Annotated in this window: 24 protein-coding genes and 1 pseudogene; 14 read left to right on the top strand and 11 right to left on the bottom strand. The window is 63.8% G+C overall.

The annotated features are described in order from the left end of the window. Positions 1-9 precede the first annotated feature (9 nt). The 6 genes and pseudogenes from BM046_RS01315 to rlmF form a co-directional block, all read right to left on the bottom strand. A complete protein-coding gene (locus BM046_RS01315; RefSeq protein ID WP_090536205.1) occupies positions 10-810 on the bottom strand; it encodes a putative RNA methyltransferase in 801 nt (266 codons plus the stop codon). Then, positions 810-1,949 (bottom strand): succinyl-diaminopimelate desuccinylase, encoded by a 1,140-nt coding sequence (gene dapE / locus BM046_RS01320; protein WP_090536207.1) that lies wholly within the window; start codon positions 1,947-1,949, stop codon positions 810-812. Before dapE ends, BM046_RS01315 begins: the two co-directional genes overlap by 1 nt. Positions 1,950-2,015: 66 nt before the next feature. Continuing rightward, a complete protein-coding gene (locus BM046_RS01325; RefSeq protein WP_090536209.1) occupies positions 2,016-2,342 on the bottom strand; it encodes a YgaP-like transmembrane domain in 327 nt (108 codons plus the stop codon). A gap of 21 nt (positions 2,343-2,363) precedes the next feature. Next, a complete protein-coding gene (locus tag BM046_RS01330) occupies positions 2,364-3,137 on the bottom strand; it encodes an OmpA family protein (RefSeq protein ID WP_090536211.1) in 774 nt (257 codons plus the stop codon). Positions 3,138-3,173: 36 nt separating this feature from the next. Further along, the gene (locus tag BM046_RS01335; protein WP_090536213.1) at positions 3,174-3,566 is read right to left on the bottom strand and encodes a DUF4398 domain-containing protein; all 393 of its coding nucleotides are present in this window, start codon (positions 3,564-3,566) and stop codon (positions 3,174-3,176) included. A 63-nt stretch (positions 3,567-3,629) separates the two neighbouring features. Next, a pseudogene (rlmF, locus tag BM046_RS01340) lies at positions 3,630-4,638 on the bottom strand (23S rRNA (adenine(1618)-N(6))-methyltransferase RlmF). Between the two features lie 221 nt (positions 4,639-4,859). Here rlmF and tcdA point away from each other — a divergent pair. Then, the gene (gene tcdA / locus BM046_RS01345; RefSeq protein WP_090536214.1) at positions 4,860-5,636 is read left to right on the top strand and encodes a tRNA cyclic N6-threonylcarbamoyladenosine(37) synthase TcdA; all 777 of its coding nucleotides are present in this window, start codon (positions 4,860-4,862) and stop codon (positions 5,634-5,636) included. Positions 5,637-5,687: 51 nt separating this feature from the next. Here the strand turns inward: tcdA and dapD are convergent, their stop codons facing one another. From dapD to map, 5 genes are read right to left on the bottom strand one after another with little or no spacing between them, the layout of a single operon-like run. Next, the gene (dapD, locus tag BM046_RS01350; protein WP_090536215.1) at positions 5,688-6,722 is read right to left on the bottom strand and encodes a 2,3,4,5-tetrahydropyridine-2,6-dicarboxylate N-succinyltransferase; all 1,035 of its coding nucleotides are present in this window, start codon (positions 6,720-6,722) and stop codon (positions 5,688-5,690) included. A gap of 26 nt (positions 6,723-6,748) precedes the next feature. Beyond that, on the bottom strand, positions 6,749-7,090 hold the full coding sequence (locus tag BM046_RS01355; protein WP_090536217.1) for an ArsC family reductase: 342 nt from the start codon (positions 7,088-7,090) through the stop codon (positions 6,749-6,751). Positions 7,091-7,094: 4 nt separating this feature from the next. Beyond that, a complete protein-coding gene (dapC, locus tag BM046_RS01360; RefSeq protein WP_090536219.1) occupies positions 7,095-8,291 on the bottom strand; it encodes a succinyldiaminopimelate transaminase in 1,197 nt (398 codons plus the stop codon). 2 nt (positions 8,292-8,293) lie between these two features. Next, positions 8,294-10,993, bottom strand: coding sequence for a [protein-PII] uridylyltransferase (locus BM046_RS01365; protein WP_235818539.1), 2,700 nt, complete (start codon positions 10,991-10,993; stop codon positions 8,294-8,296). 48 nt (positions 10,994-11,041) lie between these two features. Further along, a complete protein-coding gene (map, locus tag BM046_RS01370) occupies positions 11,042-11,830 on the bottom strand; it encodes a type I methionyl aminopeptidase (protein ID WP_090536222.1) in 789 nt (262 codons plus the stop codon). Between the two features lie 297 nt (positions 11,831-12,127). On the opposite strand from map, the gene rpsB reads away from it, so the two are divergent. The 13 genes from rpsB to lpxA all read left to right on the top strand — a co-directional run bounded on the left by rpsB (position 12,128) and on the right by lpxA (position 24,825). Further along, a complete protein-coding gene (rpsB, locus tag BM046_RS01375) occupies positions 12,128-12,862 on the top strand; it encodes a 30S ribosomal protein S2 (RefSeq protein ID WP_090536223.1) in 735 nt (244 codons plus the stop codon). Between the two features lie 149 nt (positions 12,863-13,011). Continuing rightward, positions 13,012-13,881: a translation elongation factor Ts gene (tsf, locus tag BM046_RS01380; RefSeq protein WP_090536224.1), complete on the top strand. Its 870-nt coding sequence runs from the start codon at positions 13,012-13,014 to the stop codon at positions 13,879-13,881. A gap of 190 nt (positions 13,882-14,071) precedes the next feature. Continuing rightward, on the top strand, positions 14,072-14,806 hold the full coding sequence (gene pyrH / locus BM046_RS01385) for a UMP kinase (RefSeq protein WP_090536225.1): 735 nt from the start codon (positions 14,072-14,074) through the stop codon (positions 14,804-14,806). Between the two features lie 3 nt (positions 14,807-14,809). After that, positions 14,810-15,367 (top strand): ribosome recycling factor, encoded by a 558-nt coding sequence (gene frr / locus BM046_RS01390; protein ID WP_090536227.1) that lies wholly within the window; start codon positions 14,810-14,812, stop codon positions 15,365-15,367. Between the two features lie 32 nt (positions 15,368-15,399). Then, positions 15,400-16,146: a polyprenyl diphosphate synthase gene (uppS, locus tag BM046_RS01395; protein WP_090536868.1), complete on the top strand. Its 747-nt coding sequence runs from the start codon at positions 15,400-15,402 to the stop codon at positions 16,144-16,146. After that, positions 16,146-16,955 (top strand): phosphatidate cytidylyltransferase, encoded by an 810-nt coding sequence (locus tag BM046_RS01400; protein ID WP_090536229.1) that lies wholly within the window; start codon positions 16,146-16,148, stop codon positions 16,953-16,955. The genes uppS and BM046_RS01400 overlap by 1 nt, the downstream gene beginning before the upstream one ends. Beyond that, positions 16,952-18,136 (top strand): 1-deoxy-D-xylulose-5-phosphate reductoisomerase, encoded by a 1,185-nt coding sequence (gene ispC / locus BM046_RS01405; RefSeq protein WP_090536230.1) that lies wholly within the window; start codon positions 16,952-16,954, stop codon positions 18,134-18,136. Before BM046_RS01400 ends, ispC begins: the two co-directional genes overlap by 4 nt. A 47-nt stretch (positions 18,137-18,183) precedes the next feature. Further along, a complete protein-coding gene (gene rseP / locus BM046_RS01410) occupies positions 18,184-19,542 on the top strand; it encodes a sigma E protease regulator RseP (protein WP_090536232.1) in 1,359 nt (452 codons plus the stop codon). 72 nt (positions 19,543-19,614) lie between these two features. Continuing rightward, positions 19,615-21,963 carry an outer membrane protein assembly factor BamA gene (bamA, locus tag BM046_RS01415; RefSeq protein ID WP_090536234.1) on the top strand — a complete coding sequence of 783 codons (2,349 nt, stop codon included), beginning with the start codon at positions 19,615-19,617 and terminating at the stop codon, positions 21,961-21,963. A gap of 59 nt (positions 21,964-22,022) precedes the next feature. Then, a complete protein-coding gene (locus BM046_RS01420) occupies positions 22,023-22,499 on the top strand; it encodes an OmpH/Skp family outer membrane protein (protein WP_090536236.1) in 477 nt (158 codons plus the stop codon). 5 nt (positions 22,500-22,504) lie between these two features. Next, positions 22,505-23,566, top strand: a complete 1,062-nt coding sequence (gene lpxD, locus BM046_RS01425; RefSeq protein WP_090536238.1) for a UDP-3-O-(3-hydroxymyristoyl)glucosamine N-acyltransferase — start codon at positions 22,505-22,507, stop codon at positions 23,564-23,566. A gap of 48 nt (positions 23,567-23,614) precedes the next feature. Continuing rightward, the gene (gene fabZ / locus BM046_RS01430; RefSeq protein ID WP_090536239.1) at positions 23,615-24,052 is read left to right on the top strand and encodes a 3-hydroxyacyl-ACP dehydratase FabZ; all 438 of its coding nucleotides are present in this window, start codon (positions 23,615-23,617) and stop codon (positions 24,050-24,052) included. Next, positions 24,049-24,825, top strand: a complete 777-nt coding sequence (lpxA, locus tag BM046_RS01435) for an acyl-ACP--UDP-N-acetylglucosamine O-acyltransferase (RefSeq protein ID WP_090536241.1) — start codon at positions 24,049-24,051, stop codon at positions 24,823-24,825. Before fabZ ends, lpxA begins: the two co-directional genes overlap by 4 nt. Positions 24,826-24,839: the final 14 nt, after the last annotated feature.

Raw genomic sequence — 24,839 nt, forward strand, 5'->3', positions numbered from 1 at the left:
GGATTCCTCTCAGCGTTGCAACAAGACCAGACGCATTACCACCTCCAGGCCGCTCAGGCCGCTCTCCAGCAGGGCCTGCTGGCGCTCCGGCCGGCTGCGCCAGCCATGCGGCGTCATGCCGATCAGGTCGGCCAGTGCCTCGGCGGACAGCTCCAGGGGGTAGCGCAGTACCTGATCATCGACGATCTGCAGTTCGGGGGGCAAGTTCCGGATCAGTTCCGGGGTGTCATGCACACTGTCATACAGTTGCTGGCGCAGGCTCAGCAGGTGATCGGCATGGGGGCCGACCAGCAGCAGTCGCCCGCCGGGGCGCAGCACGCGCAGGCACTCCTGCCAGGACCAGGGACTGAATATGCACAGGGCCGCATCGACGCTGGCGTCGGCCACCGGCAGGCGGGCGCTGGAACCCACCAGCCAGCGGATCCCGCGGTTGCGCCGGCAGGCCTTGATGATGGCTTCCTTGCTGATGTCCAGCCCGGCGCAGTCGGCGGTGGGGATGGCGCGGGCCAGGCGGTCGGTGTAGTAACCCTCGCCACAACCCATGTCCAGAATGGAGCGGGGGTCTTCGGTCCCCAGCAGCTCGTTGACCCGGTCGCTGACCGGCTGGTAGTAGCCGCCGTCGAGAAAGGCCTGACGGTGCGCCAGCATGGCCGGGGTATCGCCGGGCTGACGACTGTTCTTGTGCTGCACCAGCAGCAGGTTCAGATAGCCCTGGCGAGCCTGGTCATAGCTGTGGCCATTGCTGCAGGACCAGGTCCGCTCGCTGGCGGTCAGCGGCAGATGGCAGTGCGGGCAGATCAGTTGAGGCATCAGGCAAGCAACCGGCGCAGCGTCGCGTAGTAGATGTCGGTCAGGGTATCCAGATCCGCCACGCTGACATGTTCGTTGACCTGGTGAATGGTCGCGTTGACCGGCCCCAGTTCCACTACCTGGGTACCCAGGGTGGCGATGAAACGGCCATCCGAGGTCCCGCCTGAGGTCGAGGGCTGGGTTTCCCGGCCGGTCACCTCCCGTATCGCCGCGCGTACGCCGTCGAGCAGATCACCCGGCTCGGTGAGGAAGGGCAGGCCCGACAGGTTCCATTCCAGCTGGTAGTCCAGTCCATGGCGTTCGAGAAGACCGCGCACCCGCTCCTGCAGGCCATCGACGGTGGATTCGGTGGAAAAGCGGAAGTTGATCAGTGCCTCCAGCTCACCGGGAACCACGTTGGTGGCGCCGGTACCGGAATGGATATTGGAAATCTGGAAGCTGGTCGGCGGGAAGAACTCGTTGCCCTGATCCCAGACCTCGGCGGCCAGCTCGGCCAGTGCCGGGGCGGCCAGGTGAATGGGATTGCGGGCCAGGTGCGGGTAAGCGACATGGCCCTGCTTGCCCCGGATGACCAGACGCGCATTCAGCGAGCCGCGCCGGCCATTCTTCACCACGTCGCCGACCAGTTCGGTACTGGAGGGCTCACCGACGATGCACCAGTCCACCTGCTCGCCACGCTCCCTGAGCGTCTCCACCACCCGTACGGTCCCGTCCACCGCAGGCCCTTCTTCGTCGCTGGTGATCAGGAAGGCGATGGAGCCGCGATGAGCGGGGTAGTCCGCAACGAAGCGCTCTACCGCTACCACCATGGCGGCCAGGCTGCCTTTCATGTCCGCCGCGCCGCGGCCATACAGCATGCCGTCGCGTATTTCCGGCGTGAAGGGTGACGTGTCCCACTGGCTGCCCGGCCCGGCGGGTACCACGTCGGTATGACCGGCAAAGCACAACACCGGACCATCGTGACCACGGCGAGCCCAGAGGTTGTCCACGTCACCAAAGCGCATGGGTTCGAGCGTGAAGCCGCAGTCGGCCAGGCGCTGGCCCATCAGCTGCTGGCAGCCGGCATCATCCGGGGTAGTGGAGTCGCGGGCAATCAGCTCGCAGGCGAGGGTCAGGGTGTCGGAATGCGATGTGCTCATGGGGGGCCGGCCAGATCTGGAATCGGCGCACATGATAGCAGATGTGGCCGGCCGTGACGGACCCGATCAGGGGGTGTCGGGCTTGCGCTCGTGGCCCATGGGGGTGCTGTCGGGGAGGCCGGTTTCCGGATTGCGGAAGTCCGGGCTGCGAACCTCCGAGTCCATGGGCATGTGGGCATAGCGGGCGATATCATCGCCGCTGTGCCGCTCGCACAGCCGCTCCTTCAGCTCACAGTGTCCGGTCAGGCCGCGGTACAGGGCCATGCCACCGGCGGCCAGCGCCAGCAGGCCACCTACGCCACCATGCCGCAGGCCGCAGGCGAGCAGGCCGAGACCACCGGCGATCGACAGCTTGCGCTCCATACCGGTGACGTTCTGCGATGAATGTTGCATGTCAGATTCCTCTTGTCAGATTCAACGGCGCGGCACATTGGCGTCGTCATGGGAAATGGTTACCTCGACCCGGCGGTTCATGGCGCGGGAAGCGGGACTGTTGTTGTCCGACACCGGGTGGGCCTTGCCCAGTCCCACGGTTTGAATACGGCCGGCATCCACCCCCGCCTGGACCAGGGCATGGCGGACCGAATCGGCCCGGGCCTGGGACAGCTGCAGGTTGTAGGAGTCAGAGCCGGTACTGTCGGTAAAGCCCTCGATCAGCACCTTGCGCTCCGGGTGCTCTTCCAGGAACCGCGCCAGTTTGCGGACTTCGCTGTGGGCCGCGGGTTTCAGGTCGGCCTTGTCCAGATCGAACAGCACATTGCCGAAGGTCACCACCGAGCCACGCTCGGTCTGCTTGGCGTTGAGCTGTTCCTGGAGCTGGCGGATCTGCTCGTCACGGGCCTCGAGGCGGGTGCGGGCGCGTTCCTCGGACACCCCTTCCAGCTCCTGCTCGGCGGTGCGCAGGGCTATGGTCTGGCGGGCCAGCTCCACGCGGCGCTCGGTCAGGTAGGCCAGGTGCGATACCTCAGGCTCCTTGGCGCCTTCCTTGAAGGCGAAATCCGCCTGTCCGAGGGCCTTCTTCGCCTCCTCGGTCTCGATGGCCGCAAACTGCTGAGCCTTGGGATGGTTCTGCAGTTCTGTTACCTGGGCGCGGGCCTGTTCCAGCTGGGGGTTGGGTTCGTTGGAAGCACAGGCCGTGAGCAGCACGCCGGCGGCCAGGCAGGCGGGTAAGGTCAGATGAGTACGCATGGTATGACTCCTCGCAAGTGTTCGTGGTGGCCTGGCTTACTGCACGCGGCGCAGACTTTCTTCACGCAGCTCCTGCGTGCCTTGACGGGCCGATTCCAGACCCCGCTTGGCCTTCTCGGCCTGGGCCTTGCGTTCGGCGACCCGCGCATCCCACTCCGCCTGCTCAGCCAGCTCGCGGGCGCGGTCGTAATCCTTCTCCAGGTTGGCCTGCTCGGCCTGCAGCAGTTTCTCCCGCGCGGTACGCAGCTCCAGCGGCGCAAACTCGGCGCTTCTGGCGGTGTCAGCGGAATTGACGGCCTGTTGGGCAACGGCCAGCTGGCTGGTGGGTGGCGGGGTGCTGGCGCAGCCGGTGACGAAAACGGCGACGCCCAGGGTCATTGCGGTGAACAGGGTTCTGGACGTGCATGGTGCGTGGGACAGCATGGACATGGTGGACTCCAGATAGCATTCACAGTGGGTTCAGAATTTGTGACCCCGGCTTGCTGGAGCTGTTCAACAAAGCTTGCGTACTTCCGGCGCGGCTCCGGCCGTCTGGCAGGCGGGCCAGCGAGCTCTTCGCCAGGCCCGGCGCTGTTTCTTGTCGAGGAAGGTCCAGGCCAGCAGGCGGCTCTGCTTCTGGCCCTGACCCATGGGGATTACCCGCACATCCCGTACCGGCAGTGTGGCCAGTCGGGCACGCAGGCGGCAGGTTGGCGGCCCGGGACACCAGGGTGGTGAACCAGAACACCTGACCGGCGATGGCGGCGCTCTGATCAATCATGCGAGACAGGAAACCGGCTTCGCCACCGTCACACATGAGTTCGTTGTGCCGACCGCCGAAGTTCAGCAGCGGTTGCCGATCGGTGTCTCGGCCGAGATTGCGCCACTTGCGCTGGCTGCCCCGGGTTGCTTCGGCCAGGTCGGCATGGAAGGGGGGATTGCACAGGGTGAAATCGAAGCGCTCGTCAGCGCCGACCAGACCCCCGAAGATCTGCTCGGGCCGCCTCTGGTGGCGTAGTTCGATGCCGACAGCCAGCGTCGGGTTGGCGGCCAGGATCTGCGCCGCATTGGCCAGGGCGGCCTGGTCAATGTCGCTTCCGACAAAGCGCCAGCCGTATTCGCTGCGGCCCAGCAGGGGATAGATCAGATTGGCCCCGGTGCCCACGTCCAGACCGACCAGACCGTCGCCTGTGGGTATCTTGCCGTCGTGGCTCGCTCCCAGCAGGTCCGCCAGGGCGTGGATGTAGTCGGCGCGGCCGGGCACCGGTGGGCACAGGTAACCCTCGGGCAGGGTCCAGCCGCGGATGCCGTACTGCTCCTGCAGCAGAGCCTGATTCAGCGCCAGCACGGCGGCAGGCTGACTGAAGTCCAGTGTGCTCGACCTGTCTGCAGCCCTGATGATATGGGGCCTGAGCGTTGGACAGGCGCGTGCCAGCGTCTGCAGATCATAGCGCCCCTGGTGACGGTTGCGCGGATGCAGGCCGGCTCGGGCCGGGCGCGGCGGACGGGATCGGGTGGACATGCTGGACCTCTGATTCGGCCGGCAATTGTCCCATAGCGGCGCGCCGCTGGCATCCCCGCTTGTACACAATTCAGGTGGATGAGTCTGTGGATAAGCCTGTGATAAGCAGGGCCAGCCCACACTGGCGTTGGCTTTGCCGGAGCTGGTGATTTATTGAGCAGTGGCGCGGGGCGGGCGGTGACCTGGGGTATACTGTGCCGCTTCAGAATTGCGAGGTTGGCATGGCGACAGATGATCCCCGCTTCGGCGGTATAGCGCGACTCTATGGCACCGAAGCCCTGGCCCGGCTGCAGGGCAGTCATATGGCCGTGGTCGGTATCGGCGGTGTCGGCAGCTGGGCGGCCGAGGCGCTGGCGCGCACCGGCATCGGCCGCATCACCCTGATCGACATGGATGACATCTGCGTCACCAATACCAACCGGCAGTTGCCGGCCATGGCGGGCAACATAGGACGGCTCAAGGTCGAGGTGATGGCCGAACGCATCCGCGCCATCAACCCGGCCTGCGAGGTGCGACCGATCATGGGCTTTGTCACCCCGGACACCCTGGCCGAGTACATCACCCCGGACATCGACTGTGTGGTGGACTGCATCGACAGCGTGGCGTCCAAGGTGGCGCTGATCGCCTGGTGCCGGCGCCAGCGCATTGCCATCGTCACCACGGGCGGCGCCGGTGGCCAGATAGACCCCACCCAGATCCGCGTGGCCGACCTGTCGAAGACAGTCAACGATCCGCTGGCGGCCAAGGCCCGCTCCCTGCTGCGCCGCGACCACAATTTCCCCCGCGCCGAGAGCAAGCGCAGCTTCGGCGTGCCCTGCGTCTATTCCCTGGAGCAACTGCGCTACCCCAAGCCGGATGGCTCGGTATGCCAGCAGAAGAGCTTTGTCGGGGAAGGGGTCAAGCTGGACTGTTCCGGCGGCTTCGGTTCGGTGACCATGGTCACGGCCACCTTCGGCATGGTGGCTGCATCCAGAGCGGTGGAGCGCTTGCTGCGCTGAGCGAGCAGGGCGCAGCACATCTGCGCCACGCCCCGGGGATGGCTGTCAGGCTCAGTTGTGTGCGTGCAGCATCTCGTTGAGCGCGATGGCGCTCTTGTTGGTCTTGCACTCGATGGCACCGGTCTGCGAGTTGCGGCGGAACAGCAGATCCGGCTGGTTGGCCAGCTCCCGCGCCTTGACGATGCCGATCTGGTTGTCGTGCTCATCCAGCAGCGCCACCTTGAGGCCGGCGGTGATGTAGAGACCGGCTTCCACGGTGCAGCGGTCGCCCAGCGGAATGCCGATACCGGCGTTGGCACCGATGAGGCAGCCTTCACCCACCGAGATGACGATATTGCCGCCACCGGACAGGGTGCCCATGGTCGAGCAGCCGCCGCCCAGGTCCGAGCCCTTGCCGACGAACACCCCGGCGGAAATGCGGCCTTCCACCATGCTGGTCCCGGCGGTACCAGCATTGAAGTTGATGAAGCCTTCGTGCATGACGGTAGTGCCTTCGCCAATGTAGGCCCCCAGGCGAACCCGCGCGGTGTCGGCGATGCGCACGCCGGTGGGCACCACGTAGTTGGTCATGATCGGGAACTTGTCGACGCTGAACACCTGCAGGTCCTCGCCGCGCAGGCGCGCCTGCAGCTGGCGCTGGGGAAGCTCCTGGATGTCGATGGCGCCCTGGTTGGTCCAGGCGACATTCGGCAGCAGCGGGAACAGACCGGCCAGCACCACCTCGTGGGGCTTGACCAGACGGTGCGACAGCAGGTGCAGCTTGAGGTAGGCACCGGGAGTGGTGATCGGGGCGTCATCGGTCTCCAGCAGGGTGACCACCAGCGGGCGGCTGCTGTGCTGAAGCTGCTCGGCCAATGCGCCGGGCTCGGCAAAGCCAGCATCACGGAGGGCTTTACCCAGTGCGGCGCACTGACTGGTGGACAGGGCAATGGCCTGATTGCCGCCGGTGTAGCCGAGCTGCTCGGCGAATACCGCGACCAGTGCCGGCTCCGGATGGAGGATGGGGTTGGGGTAGTACACCTCCAGCCAGTCGCCGGCCAGATTCTGGGTGCCGATGCCCAGAGCAAGACTGAAATGGTTGCTCATCGGTAGTGGGTCCTTCGTGCGTGGATTCAAAAGGCAGTGGCGTACAGCTCGGGCTTGAAGCCGACCAGACGCCGTGGGCCGATATCCAGTACCGGTCTTTTTATCATCGAGGGGTTGGCCTGCATCAGCGCAATGGCCTTGTCCTGATCCAGGTCCTGCTTGTCCGCATCATCGAGCTTGCAGAAGGTGGTGCCCTGGCGGTTCAGGATCTTTTCCCAGCCGTGCTCCTCGCACCAGCTGCGCAGACGTTCGGCATCAATGCCTTCCTTCTTGTAGTCATGGAAGTGGTAGTCGATACCATGCTCGTCCAGCCAGGTGCGGGCTTTCTTCATGGTGTCACAGGCCTTGATGCCGTACAGGGTAATCATCTCTCTACAGACTCCGGATAAAGGTGCGGATACGTTGCGCGGCCTCGATGCAATCATCCGGCGGCGCGACCAGGGCCAGGCGCAGGCGCCCGGCACCGGGGTTGAATCCGTCGATTTCTCGGGACAGGTAGCTGCCCGGCAGCACCGCCACGTTCTGCTCGATCAGCAGGCGCCGGGTAAAACGCTCATCGTCTATCGGGGTGGCCGGCCACAGGTAGAAGCCGGCATCGGGGCGCTGGACATCCATCACGTCGCCGAGGATATCCAGCACGGCGTCGAACTTGCGCCGGTACAGCTCGCGGTTGGCCTGCACATGGACCTCGTCCTGCCAGGCGACGATGCTGGCCAGCTGGGTCGGCAGCGGCATGGCGCAACCGTGATAGGTGCGGTAGGTCAGGTAGGGTGCCAGCAGGGCGGCATCACCGGCGACAAAGCCGGAACGCAGGCCCGGCAGGTTGGAGCGCTTGGACAGGCTGTGAAATACCACACAGCGGGCGAAGTCCTCCCGGCCCATGGCGGCGCAGGCCTGCAGCAGACCCGGCGGCGGCGCCTGCTCGGGGTGATGGATCTCGCTGTAGCACTCGTCCGAGGCGATCACGAAGTCATGTTCATCAGCCAGGCGAATCAGCTTCTGCAGGGTTTCAAGCGGAATCACCGCGCCGGTGGGGTTGCCCGGTGAGCAGAGGAACAGCAGCTGGCAGCGTCGCCAGACCTCGGCAGGTACCTGATCGAAATCGGGGATGAAACCGTTGTCCGCCGTGCAGGCCAGATAATGGGGCTGGGCGCCGGCCAGCAGCGCCGCACCCTCATAGATCTGATAGAAGGGGTTGGGGCTGAGTACCAGGGCGCCGGGGTCGCGTTGCACCAGAGCCTGGGTAAAGGAGAACAGGGCCTCGCGGGTACCGGTCACCGGCAGTACATGACGGTCGGCATCCAGCCAGCCGGCAGGCACGGCAAAACGCCGGTTCAACCAGTCCACTATGGCCTGACGCAGGGCAGGCACGCCGGCGGTGGTGGGGTAGACCGAATACTGGCCCATCTCCCGGGCCAGGGTATCCAGCACGAAGCCGGGAGCCTCGTGCTTGGGTTCACCGATGGACAGCGACACCGGACTCAGGTCGGGATTGCCGACCGCGCCCGCGAGCAACGCCCGCAGCTTCTCGAAGGGGTAGGGCTGCAGCAGTTGCAGGTCGCTGTTCATGCTCAGATATCCATGCTCAATGGCGGATCGTGATCCGGTTGGTCGATGTTGTAGCTGAGAGTACGAATGATGGTGCTCTGCAGGCGCTGGCACAGCTGGGGATCGGACAGGGGCTGGTTGTCCGCATCGGTCAGTACGAAAACATCATCCACACGCTCACCCAGCGTGACGATGCGTGCATTTTGCACGCTGATGTCGAAATCGAGAAATATTTTTCCCATTTTCGCCAGCAGCCCCGGTCGGTCGGGGGCGCTGAGTTCGAGGATGGTGTGCTGGCCGCCGTGGTCGGTGAAGATGGTGACCTCGGGGGCGAAGGCGAAGTGCTTGAGCTGGCGCGGCACCCGCCGCTGGATGATCGCCGGGTAGGCATCCGGGTCGGACAGCGCCTCGCTCAATTCGCTCTTGATCTCGCGGATGCGGCCGGGATTGTCGCCGATCGGGCCACCGTCGGCGTCCAGCACGATATAGGTGCCCAGATTGATGTGGTTGGCGGTGATCACCCGGGCATCCTGAATGCTCAGGTTGAGCTGGTCCATGGCCGCCGCCGTCACCGCGAACAGGTCGTGCTGCTCGGGGGTATAGAGGAAGATCTGGGTGGCACCCTCGTATTCGCCCTGGGCGGTTTCCTTGACCAGCACCAGGGGGCCACGGTGCTGCGGATGCTGCAGTATGGCCTCGGTCTGCCAGGCGATATCGCTGGCGGTATGGCGCAGGAAATAACCCTCGTCGAGCTGGTCCCAGAGGTTCTCGATGTCGTCCTCGTCGATGCCGTTGCGCACCATGATGTCCATGGCGGCGCGCTGGGTATCGGCAATCTGCTCGGCCCGGTTCGGCGGATTGTCCAGACCGCGGCGCAGGGCGCGCTTGGTCTCGGCGTACAGCTGGCGCAGCAGGGACGCGCGCCAGGAGTTCCACAGGTTCGGGTTGGTTGCGTTGATGTCGGCGATGGTCAGCACGTACAGATAGTCCAGGCGCACCTGGTTGCCCATCTTCAGCGCGAAGTCGTGGATCACCTCGGGGTCGGAGATGTCCTTGCGCTGGGCGGTGGTGGACATCAGCAGGTGGTTCTCCACCAGCCAGCAGACCAGGTGCGTATCCCAGGCCGGCAGCTGGTGACGCTGACAGAAATTGGCCGCATCCACCGCGCCCAGCTCGGAGTGATCGCCGCCGCGGCCCTTGGCAATGTCGTGGTACAGACCCGCGATATACAGCAGGTCGGGCTTGGGCAGGCGGCAGAAGATCTTCCAGGCCAGCGGGTACTTCTCCTGGAAGTCCGGGCGACCCAGCTTGCGCAGGTGCTTGATCAGGTTGAGGGTGTGCGCATCGACCGTATAGATGTGGAACAGGTCGTGTTGCATCTGGCCGATGATGCGGCCGAATTCCGGCAGGTAGCGGCCGAGGATGCCGTAGCGGTTCATCCGCCGCAGATTGCGGTGGATGCCCTCGCGGCAGCGCAACAGCTCGATGAACAGGCTGGTGTTGCGGATGTCGCTGCGGAAGGCGTCATCGATCAGGTGGCGGTGGTCGCGCAGCAGGCGGATGGTGTCGGCCCGCACGCCGCGGATTTCCTTGTGCTGGGCCATCAGCACGAAGATTTCCATCAGCGCAAAGGGCGTGCGCTTGAACACCTGCGGGTGGGTCACCTCGATATAGTGGTTGCGCACCTGGAAGCGGGCATTGAGCGGCTGGATCTCCGCTGCCTCGGCATCGCGCAGCAGTATCTCCTCGAAATGCTGCATCAGCAGGTCATTGAGCTCGGACAGGGACATCACTATCCGGTAGTACTTCTGCATGAAGCGCTCGACCGCCAGCTTGGCATCGTTGTCCTCGAAGCCGAAGAGCCGGGCCAGGGCCCGCTGGTGGTCGAACAGCAGCCGGTCCTCGGCGCGCCCGGCAAGGATGTGCAGGGCAAAGCGTACCTGCCAGAGGAAGGCCCGGCCGCTGGTCAGCAGGCTGTACTCGGACTCGTTGAGAAAACCCTGTTCGACCAGCTGGCGCAGGTCATTGGTACCGAAGTGGCGCAGCGCCACCCAGCCGATGGTCTGGATGTCGCGCAGGCCGCCGGGGGAGCTCTTGACATTGGGCTCGAGGTTGTACTCGGTGTCGTTGAACTTGGCATGCCGGGCGTGCTGCTCGGCGCGCTTGGCGCGGAAGAACTCGGCGCTGGTCCACATGTGGTCGGGGCCCAGGGCGTCGACCATCTCCTGACGCAGCTGGCTGTCGCCGACCAGCAGGCGCGACTCCATCAGGTTGGTGATCACGGTCACGTCCGAGCGCGCTTCCTGCTGGCACTCGCTGATGCTGCGTACGCTGTGGCCGACGGCCAGGCCGATATCCCAAAGCAGGGTCAGGAAGCGGCTGATGGCCTCGTGGTAGCGCTCGCCGGCGCTGCCGTCGCGCAGCAGGATCAGCAGGTCGATATCCGAATGCGGATGCAGCTCACCGCGTCCGTAGCCGCCCACGGCGAGCAGGGCAATGTCGCTGTCCAGCGGGCAATCCAGGCTCGCCCAGGCCTGAGAGAGGATCTGGTCGGTCAACCAGGCACGGTCGTGGATCAGTTTGTGGATGTCGCGCTGACCCTCGAAACGGGCCTTGAGTACGGCGTCGGCGTGCTGCAATGACTTCTTGAAAACGAGGGCCGGGCTGCGGGCAGCGGCCAGATCGACATCGAACTGGCTGCGGTTGAACAGTTCGTGATCCACAATGGTTCCTCGGGGGCAACGGTAGGGCGGCGCGCGGGCGCCGCCCGGTCAGCGGAAGTCTTCGTCCTTGCGCAGGGTCAGCACCTCATAGCCATCGGCGGTGACCAGAATGGTGTGCTCCCATTGGGCCGACAGCTTCCGGTCTTTGGTGATGGCGGTCCAACCGTCGCCCAGCAGACGGGTCTCGGGGCGGCCCTGGTTGATCATCGGCTCGATGGTGAAGGTCATGCCTTCCTTGAGCTCCATGCCGGTTCCTGCCTTGCCATAATGCAGTACCTGGGGCTCTTCATGGAATACCTTGCCGATGCCGTGGCCGCAGTAATCGCGCACCACGCTGTAGCGGTTGGCGTGGGCGTGATCCTGGATGACCTGGCCGATATCGCCCAGGCGCGCACCGGGGCGTACCACCGAGATGCCCTTGTACAGACATTCCTGGGTTACCCGGGACAGCCGCTCGACCCACTCCGGCACCTCGCCGACATGGAACATCTTGCTGGTGTCACCGAAGTAGCCGTCCTTGATGACGGTAACGTCGATGTTCATCGCATCGCCGTTCTTCAGCGGCTTGTCGTTGGGAATGCCGTGGCACACCACATGGTTGAGCGAGGTGCAGATGGACTTGGGAAAGGGGATGCGGCCGTGGCCGCCGCCGTAGTTCAGCGGTGCGGGGATGGCCTTCTGCACATTGACGATGTAGTCGTGACAGATGCGGTTGAGCTCATCGGTGGTGACGCCCGGCTTGACGTACTCCTCGATCATTTCCAGCACTTCGGCGGCGAGCCGGCCGGCCACGCGCATGCCGGCGATGTCTTCGGCGGTCTTGATGGATACACTCATGAAGCGGGATTCTCTCGTTCGACCACGCCACGGCGGCGTGGGATGGATTGACTGACGGCAGAGTCTATCAGAAACCGGGGCAGCTCTGCTGCGCCGAAGGACGACCGTCCGGCACATCGGTCTTTATCTGCACCGGGGTTCCATGATATAAAGCGCCGCGCCTGAACGAAGGTCGGACATTTCCGCCTCCAGGCCTTACTGAAACCGCACACATATCGACACGTTGTTCTGGGTGCCCTGCGGGGTTGAACAGCGGGATATGTGGAGGCTCAACCCAAGACAATTCACGGAGTTATCATGACCCAAGTTACCATGCGTGACATGCTGAAGGCCGGTGCGCACTTCGGCCACCAGACCCGCTACTGGAACCCGAAAATGGGCAAGTACATTTTCGGCGCACGCAACAAGATTCACATCATCAACCTGGAAAAAACCATGCCGATGTTCCACGAAGCCCTGAGCTTTGTGGAGAAGCTGGCCAGCGGCAAGAACAAGCTGCTGTTCGTGGGCACCAAGCGTGCTGCCAGCAAGATCATCGCCGAGGAAGCGACCCGCGCCGGCATGCCCTACGTTGATCACCGCTGGCTCGGCGGCATGCTGACCAACTACAAGACCATCCGTCAGTCCATCAAGCGTCTGCGCGACCTGGAAACCCAGGCCGAAGACGGCACCTTCACCAAGCTGACCAAGAAAGAAGCCCTGATGCGTTCGCGCGATCTGGAAAAGCTGAACCGCAGCCTGGGTGGTATCAAGGACATGGGCGGTCTGCCCGACGCTCTGTTCGTCATCGACGTCGAGCACGAGCGCATCGCCATCACCGAAGCCAACAAGCTGGGTATCCCGGTCATCGGCATCGTTGATACCAACAGCAGCCCCGAAGGCGTTGACTACGTCATCCCGGGTAACGACGACGCCATCCGCGCCATCAAGCTGTACGCCGGTGCCATGGCTGACGCCGTACTGCGCGGCAAGAGCAGCGGCGGTGTAGGCGAGTTCGTCGAAGAGACTGCCCCTGAGGCCTCCGAAGGCTGAGCAGGAATTCGGCACCTCGTGTGAATGCCGTATTCAAAAAGGGGGCCATGCCCCCTTTTTGCACTATGTTGGAATATCTTGAAAGCAACATGTTGAGGTCGTCCAGAGCAGCGGACGACACCCACTCAAGCAAGTCAGAGGATTAGTTCATGTCACAGATTACTGCAGCCATGGTCAAGGAACTGCGTGAGCGTACCGGCCAGGGCATGATGGATTGCAAAAAGGCCCTTGAAGCAGCCGGTGGCGACATCGAGAAAGCCATCGACGACATGCGCGCCGCTGGTGCGATCAAGGCCGCCAAGAAGGCTGGCAACATTGCCGCTGAAGGCTCCATCGCGGTCAAGGTGGCTGACGACAACAAGTCCGCCGTCATCATCGAAGTCAACTCCCAGACCGACTTCCTGGCCATGCAGGACGACTTCAAGGCCTTCGTCAACGAGAGTCTGGACAAGGGCTTTGCCGCCGGCTACACCGACGCCGCTCCGCTGATCGCCGACCAGGAACCCGCCCGCGAAGCCCTGGTTGCCAAGTGCGGTGAGAACGTCAACATCCGTCGTCTGGCCCGTATCGAAAGCGACGTGGTCGGTGCCTATCTGCACGGTCACCGCATTGGTGTGGTCGTGGCCCTGAAGGGCGGCGACGCCGAACTGGCCCGCGACATCGCCATGCACGTTGCCGCCAGCAACCCGCAGTTCGTCGAGCCTTCCCAGGTTTCCCCGGAAGTGGTCGAGAAGGAAAAGGAAATCTTCCTGGCCCTGAACGCCGACAAGATCGCCGGCAAGCCGGAGAACATCGTCGAGAACATGGTCAAGGGCCGCATCAACAAGTTCCTGGCCGAAGCCAGCCTGGTCGAGCAGCCCTTCGTCAAGGACCCGGAAGTCAAGGTCGGCGACCTGGCCAAGAAGGCCGGTGCCGAAATCGTTTCCTTCACCCGCTTCGAAGTGGGCGAGGGTATCGAGCGCGCCGAGGTCGACTTCGCTGCCGAGGTGGCTGCCCAGGTGGCTGCTTCCAAGAAGTAATGAAGCGCCAGGTGCGTTGCGCAGGCAGTCTCCCTGATGGGAGCCCTGCCAGCAGGTAGTACGGAAGGCTTCTCGTGCAGGCGAGAAGCCTTCTTTTTAAGAAAAACCGACCAAACGCTGAACAAGTCAGCGCTCCGGGTGTCTGGGGGTGACTTGTTGAGTGTTTCGCCCGACAGCAGGAGAGTGATCAATGGCACAGGTACCAGCGAGCCGTCAGCCCAAGTACAAACGCATCCTTTTGAAACTCAGCGGTGAGGCCCTGATGGGTACCGAAGACTTCGGTATCGATCCCAAGGTGCTCGACCGCATGGCTCTGGAGGTGGGACAGCTGGTCGGTATCGGCGTGCAGGTGGGGCTGGTGATCGGCGGCGGCAACCTGTTCCGCGGTGCCGCGCTGAGTGCCGCCGGCATGGATCGGGTGACCGGTGATCACATGGGCATGCTGGCCACCGTGATGAACGCGCTGGCCATGCGCGACGCCCTGGAGCGCTCCAACATCCAGACCCGGGTGATGTCCGCCATTGCCATGGAAGGGGTGACCGAGCATTATGACCGCCGCAAGGCCATGCGCTATCTCACCGGTGGCGACGTGGTAATATTTTCCGCCGGTACCGGCAACCCCTTCTTCACCACCGACACGGCAGCCTGCCTGCGCGGTATCGAGATCGATGCCGACCTGGTGCTCAAGGCCACCAAGGTGGATGGGGTGTATGATCGTGATCCGATGAAGGATCCCAATGCCGAGCGTTTCGAGCGTCTCAACTATGATCAGGTCCTGGACCTGAAACTGGGCGTGATGGATCTGACGGCGATCTGTCTGATTCGTGATCACAAGATGCCTTTGCGGGTATTCAATATGAACAAGCCTGGCGCACTGCTCAATGCAGTGGTAGGAAGCGCCGAAGGCACATTGATCGAGGGCTGAGTAATGATCAACGAAATCAAGAAGGAAGCGCAGGAGCGCATGAAGAAATCGGTAGAGTCGCTGGACAGCGCCTTTGCCAAGATCCGTACCGGTCGCGCACACCCGAGTATTCTCGACAGCGTCATGGTGTCCTACTACGGTGCCGATACCCCCCTGCGTCAGGTCGCCAACGTCACTGTTGAAGACTCCCGCACCCTGGCTCTCACCGTATTCGACAAGAGCATGATCCAGGCCGTGGAAAAGGCCATCATGACCTCCGATCTGGGTCTGAACCCGGCCACCGCCGGCACCACCATCCGCGTGCCCATGCCGGCCCTGACCGAGGAAACCCGCAAGGGCTACACCAAGCAGGCCCGTGCCGAGGCCGAGAACGCCCGGGTTGCCGTGCGCAACATCCGCCGCGATGCCCTGGGCCAGCTCAAGGACCTGCAGAAGGAGAAGGAGATCAGCGAGGACGAGGAACGCCGTGCCGCTGATGAGGTGCAGAAGCTGACCGACAAGTACATCGCCGAGATCGACAAGGCGCTGGAAGCCAAGGAAGCGGATCTGATGGCGATCTGATGCCCTCCGTCCATCCTGAAGGCACTGCGGTCATGACTGACAAGAAAGCCGATAACGGCACCATCCCCCGCCACGTTGCCATCATCATGGATGGCAACAACCGCTGGGCGCGCAAGCGCCTCATGCCCGGCGTGGCGGGTCACAAGGCCGGCGTCGACGCCGTTCGCGCGGTCATCGAGGTGTGTGCCAGCGAGGGGGTGGAGGTGCTTACCCTGTTCGCCTTCTCCAGCGAAAACTGGGCCCGGCCCCAGGACGAGGTCGGTGCCCTGATGGAGCTGTTCCTGTTTGCCCTGCGCCGGGAAGTGCGCAAGCTGCGGGACAACAACATCCGGTTGCAGATCATCGGCGATCGCAGCCGCTTCAGCCCCGAACTGCGCACCGCCATGGCCGACGCCGAGGCCAGCACCGACGGCTGCACCGGCATGCAGTTGCTGGTTGCGGCCAACTACGGTGGCCAGTGGGATATCACCCAGGCAGCACGCTCGCTGGCCCGGGATGTGGCCGACGGCCTTATCCAGCCCGGCGACATCGATATCGGCGCACTGGAAGGGCGGCTCAGCACAGCGGCCTTCCCGCTGCCGGATCTGTGCATCCGCACCGGGGGCGAGCGGCGGATCAGCAATTTCCTGCTGTGGCAGCTGGCCTATGCCGAGCTGTACTTCTCCGATCTGTACTGGCCCGATTTCAAACATGACGCCATGCGCGAGGCGCTGGCTGATTTTGCCCGCCGGCAGCGGCGTTTCGGCAAGACCAGCGAACAAGTGGCTGCGGAGTCCTGATGCTCAAGCAACGTTTCATCACCGGTATCATCCTGGCGCCACTGGTTATCGCCGGCTTCGTGCTGCTCGATTCCCTCTGGTTCGCCGTCATGGTCGGCGCCATTGTTACTCTGGCGGCCTGGGAGTGGGCTCGTCTGGCGGGCATCACCGCCCAGGTCGGCCGGGTCGCCTACGCCGGTCTGGTGGCGCTGCTGCTGATCGGGCTCTATCTGGTCAGCTGGCCACCCTATCTGCTGTGGTTGTCGCTGCTCTGGTGGCTGCTGGCGCTGGTGCTGGTCCTCCAGTACCCCGAGGGCAGAGCGCTGCGCGCGGGGCTGCTGCCGCTGGCCTATGGTCTGGCGGTACTGCTTCCGGCCTGGGCAGGGCTGGTCTGGCTGCGCGCCCAGCACGGCGGGCTGTGGCTGCTGCTGGCGGCGGTGGTAATGGTCTGGGCGGCGGATATCGGCGCCTACTTTGCCGGCAAGAGCCTGGGCAAGCGCAAGCTGATGCCCCGGGTCAGCCCCGGCAAGACCCTGGAAGGCTTGCTCGGCGGTGTGCTGCTGACCCAGCTGCTGGCGGTGGGCGCCATGCTCTACCTGAACTGGTCTGCCAGTTCCATCCTGGCGGGCATGCTCGGCACCCTGGTGGTGGTGCTGTTCTCCGTGGTCGGTGATCTGACCGAGAGCCTGTTCAAGCGAGAGCAGGGGCTCAAGGACAGCAGCAACCTGCTGCCGGGTCATGGCGGCATCATGGATCGTATCGACAGTCTCACCGCTGCCATCCCCCTGTTTGCCCTCGGCTGGTTCCTGTTCGGGAGTCTGCTGGGGTGAGTCATCAATGGATTACCGTGCTCGGCGCCACCGGCTCCATCGGCGTCAGCACGCTGGATGTGGTAGGTCGCCACCCGGACCGTTATCGGGTCTTCGCGCTGACCGGCCACAGTCGCATGGATGTGCTGCTCAACCAGTGCATTACCCATGATCCGCTGTACGCAGTGGTCTCCGAGGCGGGCCAGTGCGCCCGCCTGCAGGAGCAGTTGCTGCAGGCCGGTTGCCAGACCCGTGTGCTGCACGGGGCCGAGGCACTGGCCGAGGTGTCCTCCGACCAGCGGGTGGACGCGGTGATGGCAGCCATCGTCGGTGCTGCCGGCCTGTCGCCGACCCTGGCCGCGGTACGCGCCGGCAAGCGTGTGCTGCTGGCGAACAAGGAGGCGCTGGTCATGTCCGGGGCCCTGTTCATGCAGGCGGTGCGCGACTCCGGTGCCCGGCTGCTGCCCATCGACAGTGAGCACAACGCCATCTTCCAGTGCATGCCCGGCAACTATGCCAATGGCCTGCAGCAGGTGGGTGTGCGCCGCATCCTGTTGACCGCCTCCGGCGGGCCCTTCCGCGAAACCGCGCTGGAGGACCTGGCCCGGGTCACCCCGGCCCAGGCCTGTGCCCACCCCAACTGGTCCATGGGGCAGAAGATTTCCGTGGATTCGGCGAGCATGATGAACAAGGGCCTGGAGCTGATCGAGGCCTGCTGGCTGTTCGACGCCCGGCCTGATCAGGTCGAGGTGGTGGTGCATCCGCAGAGCGTGGTGCATTCGCTGGTGGATTATGTGGATGGTTCGGTGCTGGCCCAGCTGGGCAACCCGGACATGCGCACGCCCATCGCCCACGCCCTGGCCTGGCCCGAGCGCATCGACTCCGGGGTCAGTGCGCTGGATCTGCTGCTCACTGCACGGCTCGACTTCCAGGCACCTGACCCGCTGCGTTTCCCCTGTCTGGGGCTGGCCCGCCAGGCCTTCGAGTCCGGTGGCACGGCCTGCGCCATCCTGAATGCGGCCAACGAGGTCGCGGTCCAGGCCTTCCTGGATCGGCGTATCGGTTTCACCGATATCCCTGTTATGATCGAGCATGCGCTGAACAGCCTGTCGCCCGAACCGGTGCGCGAGCTGGCCCAGGTCATGCTGGCCGATCGTCAGGCCCGTGACTGTGCCGAGCAATGGTTGGCCAACCAGGCCTGAACCGGGGCGCGTGATGTGCCCGGCGTGACTTTCCGAATGAGGCACTGATGGATCTACTCTTTACCCTGCTGGCCACCGTGGTAGCCCTCGGTCTGCTGGTCACCATCCACGAATACGGGCACTTCTGGGTCGCCCGGCGCTGTGGTGTCAAGGTGTTGCGCTTCTCCATCGGCTTCGGTCCGGCGCTGTACAGCTGGCATGACCGGCACGGCACCGAATTCGTGATTGCCGGCATACCCCTGGGTGGCTACGTCAAGATGCTCGACGAGCGCGAGGCGCCGGTCGATGCGGACCAGCTGGATCAGGCCTTCAACCGCAAGAGCGTCAAACAGCGCATCGCCATTGTCGCTGCCGGCCCGGTGGCCAACTTCCTGCTCGCCATCGTGGCCTTCTGGATCATTGCCGTCGTCGGCATTACCACCATTGCGCCAGTGACCGGCCCGATTGAGCCGGGCAGCATCGCCGAGCGTGCCGGCCTGGTCGAAGGACTGGAAATTCTCGAGGTGGACGGCAACGCCACCCCCTCCTGGCATGACGTCAATCTGCAGCTGGTACGCCGTCTGGGCGAGACCGGCGAACTGCGGATTCTCGCCCGCGAAGGCGAGAATGCTCCGCGCAGCTATACCCTGCAGCTGGACAGCTGGCTGCGTGGGGCGGACCAGCCTGATCCCATGGAGGCCCTGGGGCTGAGTACCTGGCGCCCGGTGATAGCACCGCTGATCGATCAGTTGAGTCCGCAGGGTGCCGCCGAGCGCGCCGGGCTGCAGGCCGGGGATCTGATCCTGGCGATCAACGGCGAGCCGGTACAGGACTGGATGGGGCAGGTGGTACCGCGCATTCAGGCCAGTGGCGGTGAACCGCTGGAGCTGACCCTGGAGCGCGCTGGTCGTACCCTGAGCATTACCCTGACGCCGGACGTGCGCGAACAGGATGGCCGCCAGGTGGGCTTCATCGGCGCCGGTATCGCGCCCTTCGAATGGCCCGAGCACATGGTCCGCCAGATCGATTACAACCCGCTGGTGGCGATCCCCGTGGCGGTGGTCAAGACCTGGGACATGACGGTACTGACCCTCGACTCGCTGAAGAAGATGGTCACCGGGCTGGTCTCGGCAAAAAACTTGAGTGGCCCGATAACCATTGCTAAAGTGGCGGGCGCTTCGGCGAAGTCAGGGCTCGAGAGTTTCCTCAGTTTCATCGCCTATCTGAGCATCAGTCTGGGGGTGTTGAACCTGTTACCGATCCCGGTGCTGGACGGCGGGCATCTGGTGTATTACGTGGCCGAATGGATCAGAGGCAAACCCCTCTCAGAGCGTATCCAGGGCTGGGGATTGCAGATAGGCTTGACCCTGATTGTGGGGGTGATGTTGTTCGCCATCTACAACGATATAAGTCGCTTGGGTAACTGAACGACAGAAACACCGACACGAACTGTCGTACGCGGCAGATAAGAATTCAACCAGTCAGCCAGAACGGACTTCATGAAACGTTACCTATTGCCTGCGATTTTGCTGATTCTCCTGGCGCCGGGCGTCTACGCCGATGCCTTCCAGATTTCCGACATTCGAGTCAATGGCCTGCAACGCGTCTCCGCCGGCAGCGTTTTCAGTGCCCTGCCGCTGAACATCGGCGACCAGGCCGATGACCAGGCGCTGGTTGAGGCTTCCCGTTCCCTGTTCCGTACCGGTTTCTTCCAGGACATCCAGCTGGCCCGCGAAGGCAATGTGCTGATCATCAACCTGGTCGAGCGTCCGTCCATCTCCTCCATCGAGCTGGAAGGCAACAAGGCGATCAAGAGCGAGGACCTGCTCAACGGTCTGCGCATGGCCGGCCTGAGCGAAGGCGAGATCTTCCAGCAGGCCACCCTGGAAGGGGTGCGCAACGAGCTGCTGCGCCAGTATGTTGCCCAGGGCCGCTACTCGGCTGACATCGAAACCCAGGTCGTGGCCGAGCCGCGCAACCGGGTGGCACTGAAGATTCTCATCGACGAAGGCTCCATCGCCTCGATCAAGCACGTCAACGTGGTCGGCAACTCGGTGTTCTCCGATGAGGAGCTGCAGCACCTGTTCGAGCTGAAGACCACCGGCTGGTTCTCCTTCATCCGCAACGACGACAAGTACTCCCGGGAAAAGCTGTCCGGCGACCTGGAGCGTCTGCGTTCCTGGTACCTGGACCGCGGCTACATCAACATGGATATCACCTCCACCCAGGTATCCATCACCCCGGACAAGAAGCACGTCTACATCACCGTGAACATCAACGAGGGCGAGCTGTACACGGTCAACGACGTACGCCTGTCCGGTGACCTGGTGGTACCGGAGGAGGACGTCCGCCGTCTGCTGCTGGTCGAGCCGGGTCAGGTGTTCTCCCGTCAGGTGATGACCGCCACCTCCGATCTGATCGGCCGGCGTCTGGGTAACGAGGGTTACACCTTCGCCAACGTCAACGGCGTGCCGCAGATCAACGAGCAGGACCGCACCGTGGACGTGACCTTCGTGGTCGACCCGGGCAAGCGTGCCTACGTCAACCGCATCAACTTCCGTGGCAACACCAAGACCGACGATGAAGTGCTGCGTCGGGAAATGCGCCAGATGGAAGGCGGCTGGGCCTCTACCTACCTGATCGATCAGTCCAAGCTGCGCCTTGAGCGCCTGGGTTTCTTCAAGGAAGTGGACGTCGAGACCATTCCGGTGCCCGGCAGCGATGACCTGATCGATGTCAACTACACTGTCGAAGAGCAGCCCTCCGGCTCCATCACCGCCAGCCTCGGCTTTGCCCAGGGCACAGGTCTGATCCTCGGCGGCTCGATCAGCCAGAACAACTTCTTCGGTACCGGCAACCGGGTCAGCTTCAGCGCCAACCGTTCGGCCTACCAGACCTCGCTGTCCTTCGGCTTCCTCAATCCCTACTTCACGCCCGATGGCGTGAGCATGGGCTACAACGCCTTCTACCGCACCACCGACTATGACGAGCTGGACGTGGACATCTCCAGCTACGCGGTGGACTCCTACGGTGCCGGCTTCAACATCGGCTATCCGATCAGCGATACCTCCCGTCTGTCCTTCGGCCTCAGCGTGCAGCAGGACAAGATCAAGGAGGGCGTCTATACCGTTCAGGAAATCCAGCGTTTCCTGGACGCCGAAGGGGACAGCTTCTTCAGCGTCCGCGCCAACCTGGGCTGGTCGCAGTCGACCCTGAACCGGGGCGTCTTCCCGGACCGCGGCTACTCCCAGAACCTGGGTCTGGAAGTCACGGTGCCGGGCAGCGACCTGCACTTCTACAAGCTGGGCTACCGCGGGCAGCGCTACTTCCCGATCACTGACGGCTGGACCCTGCGCGTGCACACCGACAGCGGCGTGGCCCGTCGCTTCGGCAGTACCGACATGGTGCCCTTCTATGAGCACTACTTTGCCGGCGGTATCGGCTCGGTGCGCGGTTTCGAAAGCAGCACCCTGGGTCCCAAGAGTACTCCCAACGAGAATGACCCGGACAAGGACCCCTTGCCCTTCGGTGGTAACGTGAAGGTCACCGGCGGTCTGGAACTGATCTTCCCGACACCCTTCGTGCAGGACCAGCGTTCGCTGCGTACCGTGCTCTTCCTGGATGCCGGTAACGTGTTCGACACCTACTGTGTGCAGCCGCTGGGTGCCACGGCACCGCGACGTGATTGCCCTGATGTGAGCGTCGGTGAATTGCGTTACAGTGCGGGTATTGGCTTGTCATGGTTGACCGCCCTGGGCCCGCTGGGCTTCAGTCTGGGTGTGCCGTTGAACGACGAGTCCGATGACGATCGTCAGGTGTTCCAGTTCACCCTCGGCCAGACTTTCTGAGTCAGGGTCCAATTCATCAGGAGTAACTTAGAGTGCGCAAGAGTCTTTGCATAGCGGCGATGTCAGTCATGGCGCTGGCCAGCCTGCCGGTTGCCGCCCAGTCCATTGCTGTTCTGGATTACCAGATGGCCCTGCTCGAGTCGGACGCGGCCAAGCGTTACTCGGTGGATGCCGAGAAGAAGTTCGGCAGCCAGCTGCAGCGCCTGCAGAATCTCGAGGCCGAGGCCAAGCGCCTGCAGGAGCGCATGCAGCGTGACGGCGACAAGCTCGGTCAGACCGAACTGGAGCGTCTGGAGCTGGAATTCCGCCAGAAGGCCCGCGAGTTCGAAACCCAGTCCCGTCAGCTGAACCAGGAAAAGGCCCAGGCTGACCGCGAGATGCTCGAGCAGCTCAAGCCCAAGCTGGATCAGGCGGTGGAAACCGTTATCCAGGCCGGCAACTATGACCTGGTGATCGATCGCAGCGCCGTGGTGGACGTCAAGCCCAACCTCGACATCACCCGCCAGGTGATCGAACGCCTGAACAGCATGCGCTGATCGGCATGGCGGATTCGATGGTTTTCACCCTCGCCGAGCTGGCGGCGAAGCTGGACGCCCGCGTGCAGGGCGATGGCGACACGCTGATCCGGGGTCTGGCCGCGCTTGACAGCGCGACCGCCTCGGATCTGAGCTTTCTGGCCAACCGGCAATACCGCAAGCTGCTGGCCAGTACCCGCGCCGGCGCCGTGCTGCTGACCGAGGACGACGCGGCGGATTTCACCGGTAACGCCCTGATCGTGGCCGACCCCTATCTGGCCTACGCACGGATTTCCCACCAGTTCGATCCCAGACCGCGCAGCCGGGCGGGCATTCATCCGACAGCGGTGATCGCCGAGTCCGCGAGCGTGGACCCCAGTGCCAGCATTGGTCCGGGCGTGGTGATCGAGGCCGACGCGGTGGTCGGCGCCAATGTCACCATAGGTGCCCACTGCTTCATCGGTGAGCGCTGCCGTATCGGTGCCGACAGCTGGCTGGCTCCCCGGGTCACCCTCTACCATGACGTGCGCATGGGCGAGCGGGCGGTGATCCAGTCCGGCGCGGTGATCGGCGGCGAGGGCTTCGGCTTCGCCAACCAGGGCGGGCGCTGGAACAAGATCGCCCAGATCGGCGGTGTGCTCATCGGTGACGATGTCGAGATCGGTGCCAATACCACGGTCGACCGCGGCGCGCTCAGCGACACCGTGATCGGCAATGGCGTCAAGCTGGACAACCAGATCCAGATCGCCCACAACGTGCAGATCGGCGACCACACCGCCATGGCCGCCTGCGTCGGCATCTCCGGCAGTACCCGCATCGGCCGTCACTGCATGATTGCCGGTGGCGTGGGCATGGTCGGGCACATCGAGATCTGCGACAACGTCTTTGTCAGCGGCATGACCATGGTGACCCGCTCGATCACCGAGCCGGGTGCCTATTCCTCGGGCACGGCGATGCAGACCGCCGCCGAATGGAAAAAGAGCGCTGCCCGGATCCGTCAGCTGGATACGCTGGCCAAGAGGGTGCAGCAACTGGAGAAGCAGCTGGCAGCGGTGACCCAGCCGTCACAGGACTCATCTGAGTCCTGAGCTGTGCGCGTTGCGCATCCACCCATTACCAAGGCCTAGCGGATTAAAATGGACATCAACGACATCAAAGAATACCTGCCCCATCGTTACCCCTTCCTGCTGGTGGATCGGGTCGTCGATCTGGATCTGGAGGGCAAGCGTATTCGCGCCTACAAGAACGTGTCGGTCAACGAGCCGTTCTTCACCGGCCACTTCCCCGGCCACCCGATCATGCCCGGCGTGCTGATCATCGAAGCCATGGCCCAGGCGGCCGGGCTGCTGGGTTTCCGGATGATGAACACCAAGGCCGAAGATGGCACCCTGTATTACTTCGTCGGCTCCGACAAGCTGCGCTTCCGTCAGCCGGTAGTGCCCGGGGATCAGCTGCAGCTGGAAGCCACCTACCTGAGCAACCGTCGCGGCATCTGGAAGTTCGCCTGCCGTGCCAGTGTCGACGGCAAGGAAGCCTGCTCCGGTGAAATCATCTGTGCGGAACACAAGGTATGAGTCGAATTCACCCTCTGGCGATCATTGATCCGGCCGCGCGGCTGGCGGATGACGTCGAGGTTGGTCCCTGGACCCTGATAGGTCCGGATGTGGAAATCGGAGCCGGCACCGTGATCGGCTCCCATGTGGTGCTCAAGGGGCCCACCACCATCGGCAGGGGCAACCGCATCTTCCAGTTCGCCTCGGTCGGCGAGGACTGCCAGGACAAGAAGTACAAGGGCGAGCCCACCCGCCTGATCATCGGTGACAACAACGTGATCCGGGAAGGCTGCACCCTGCACCGCGGTACCGTGCAGGACCAGGGCGTGACCCGCATCGGCAGCAACAACCTGCTGATGGCTTACGTCCACATCGCCCATGACTGCATCGTGGGCGACAACATCATCATGGCCAACAACGCCACCATCGCCGGTCACGTGCATGTCGGCGACGGCGCGATTCTCGGTGGCTACACCACGGTACACCAGTTCTGCCATATCGGTGCCTGGTCCATGAGCGCCGCCAACAGCGCGGTGTTCAAGGACATCCCGGCCTTCGTCATGGTCGGCGGCAACCCCGCCAGCGCCCACGGCATGAACTTCGAGGGCATGCGCCGTCGGGGTTACAGTCAGGAACTGATCACTGCGCTGCGCCGCGCCTACAAGGTGGTCTACCGCCAGGGCAAGACCCTGCAGGACGCCCTCCAGGAGCTGGAGGAAGAAGCCACCCAGTTTCCGGAAGTGGCCCTTTACCGCGATTCGATCCTCGCCTCTACGCGCGGTATCACCCGCTGATCATGGGTGGTGCC

This window comes from Halopseudomonas formosensis (genome assembly GCF_900115905.1).
GTDB classification, from domain to species: Bacteria; Pseudomonadota; Gammaproteobacteria; order Pseudomonadales; family Pseudomonadaceae; genus Halopseudomonas; species Halopseudomonas formosensis.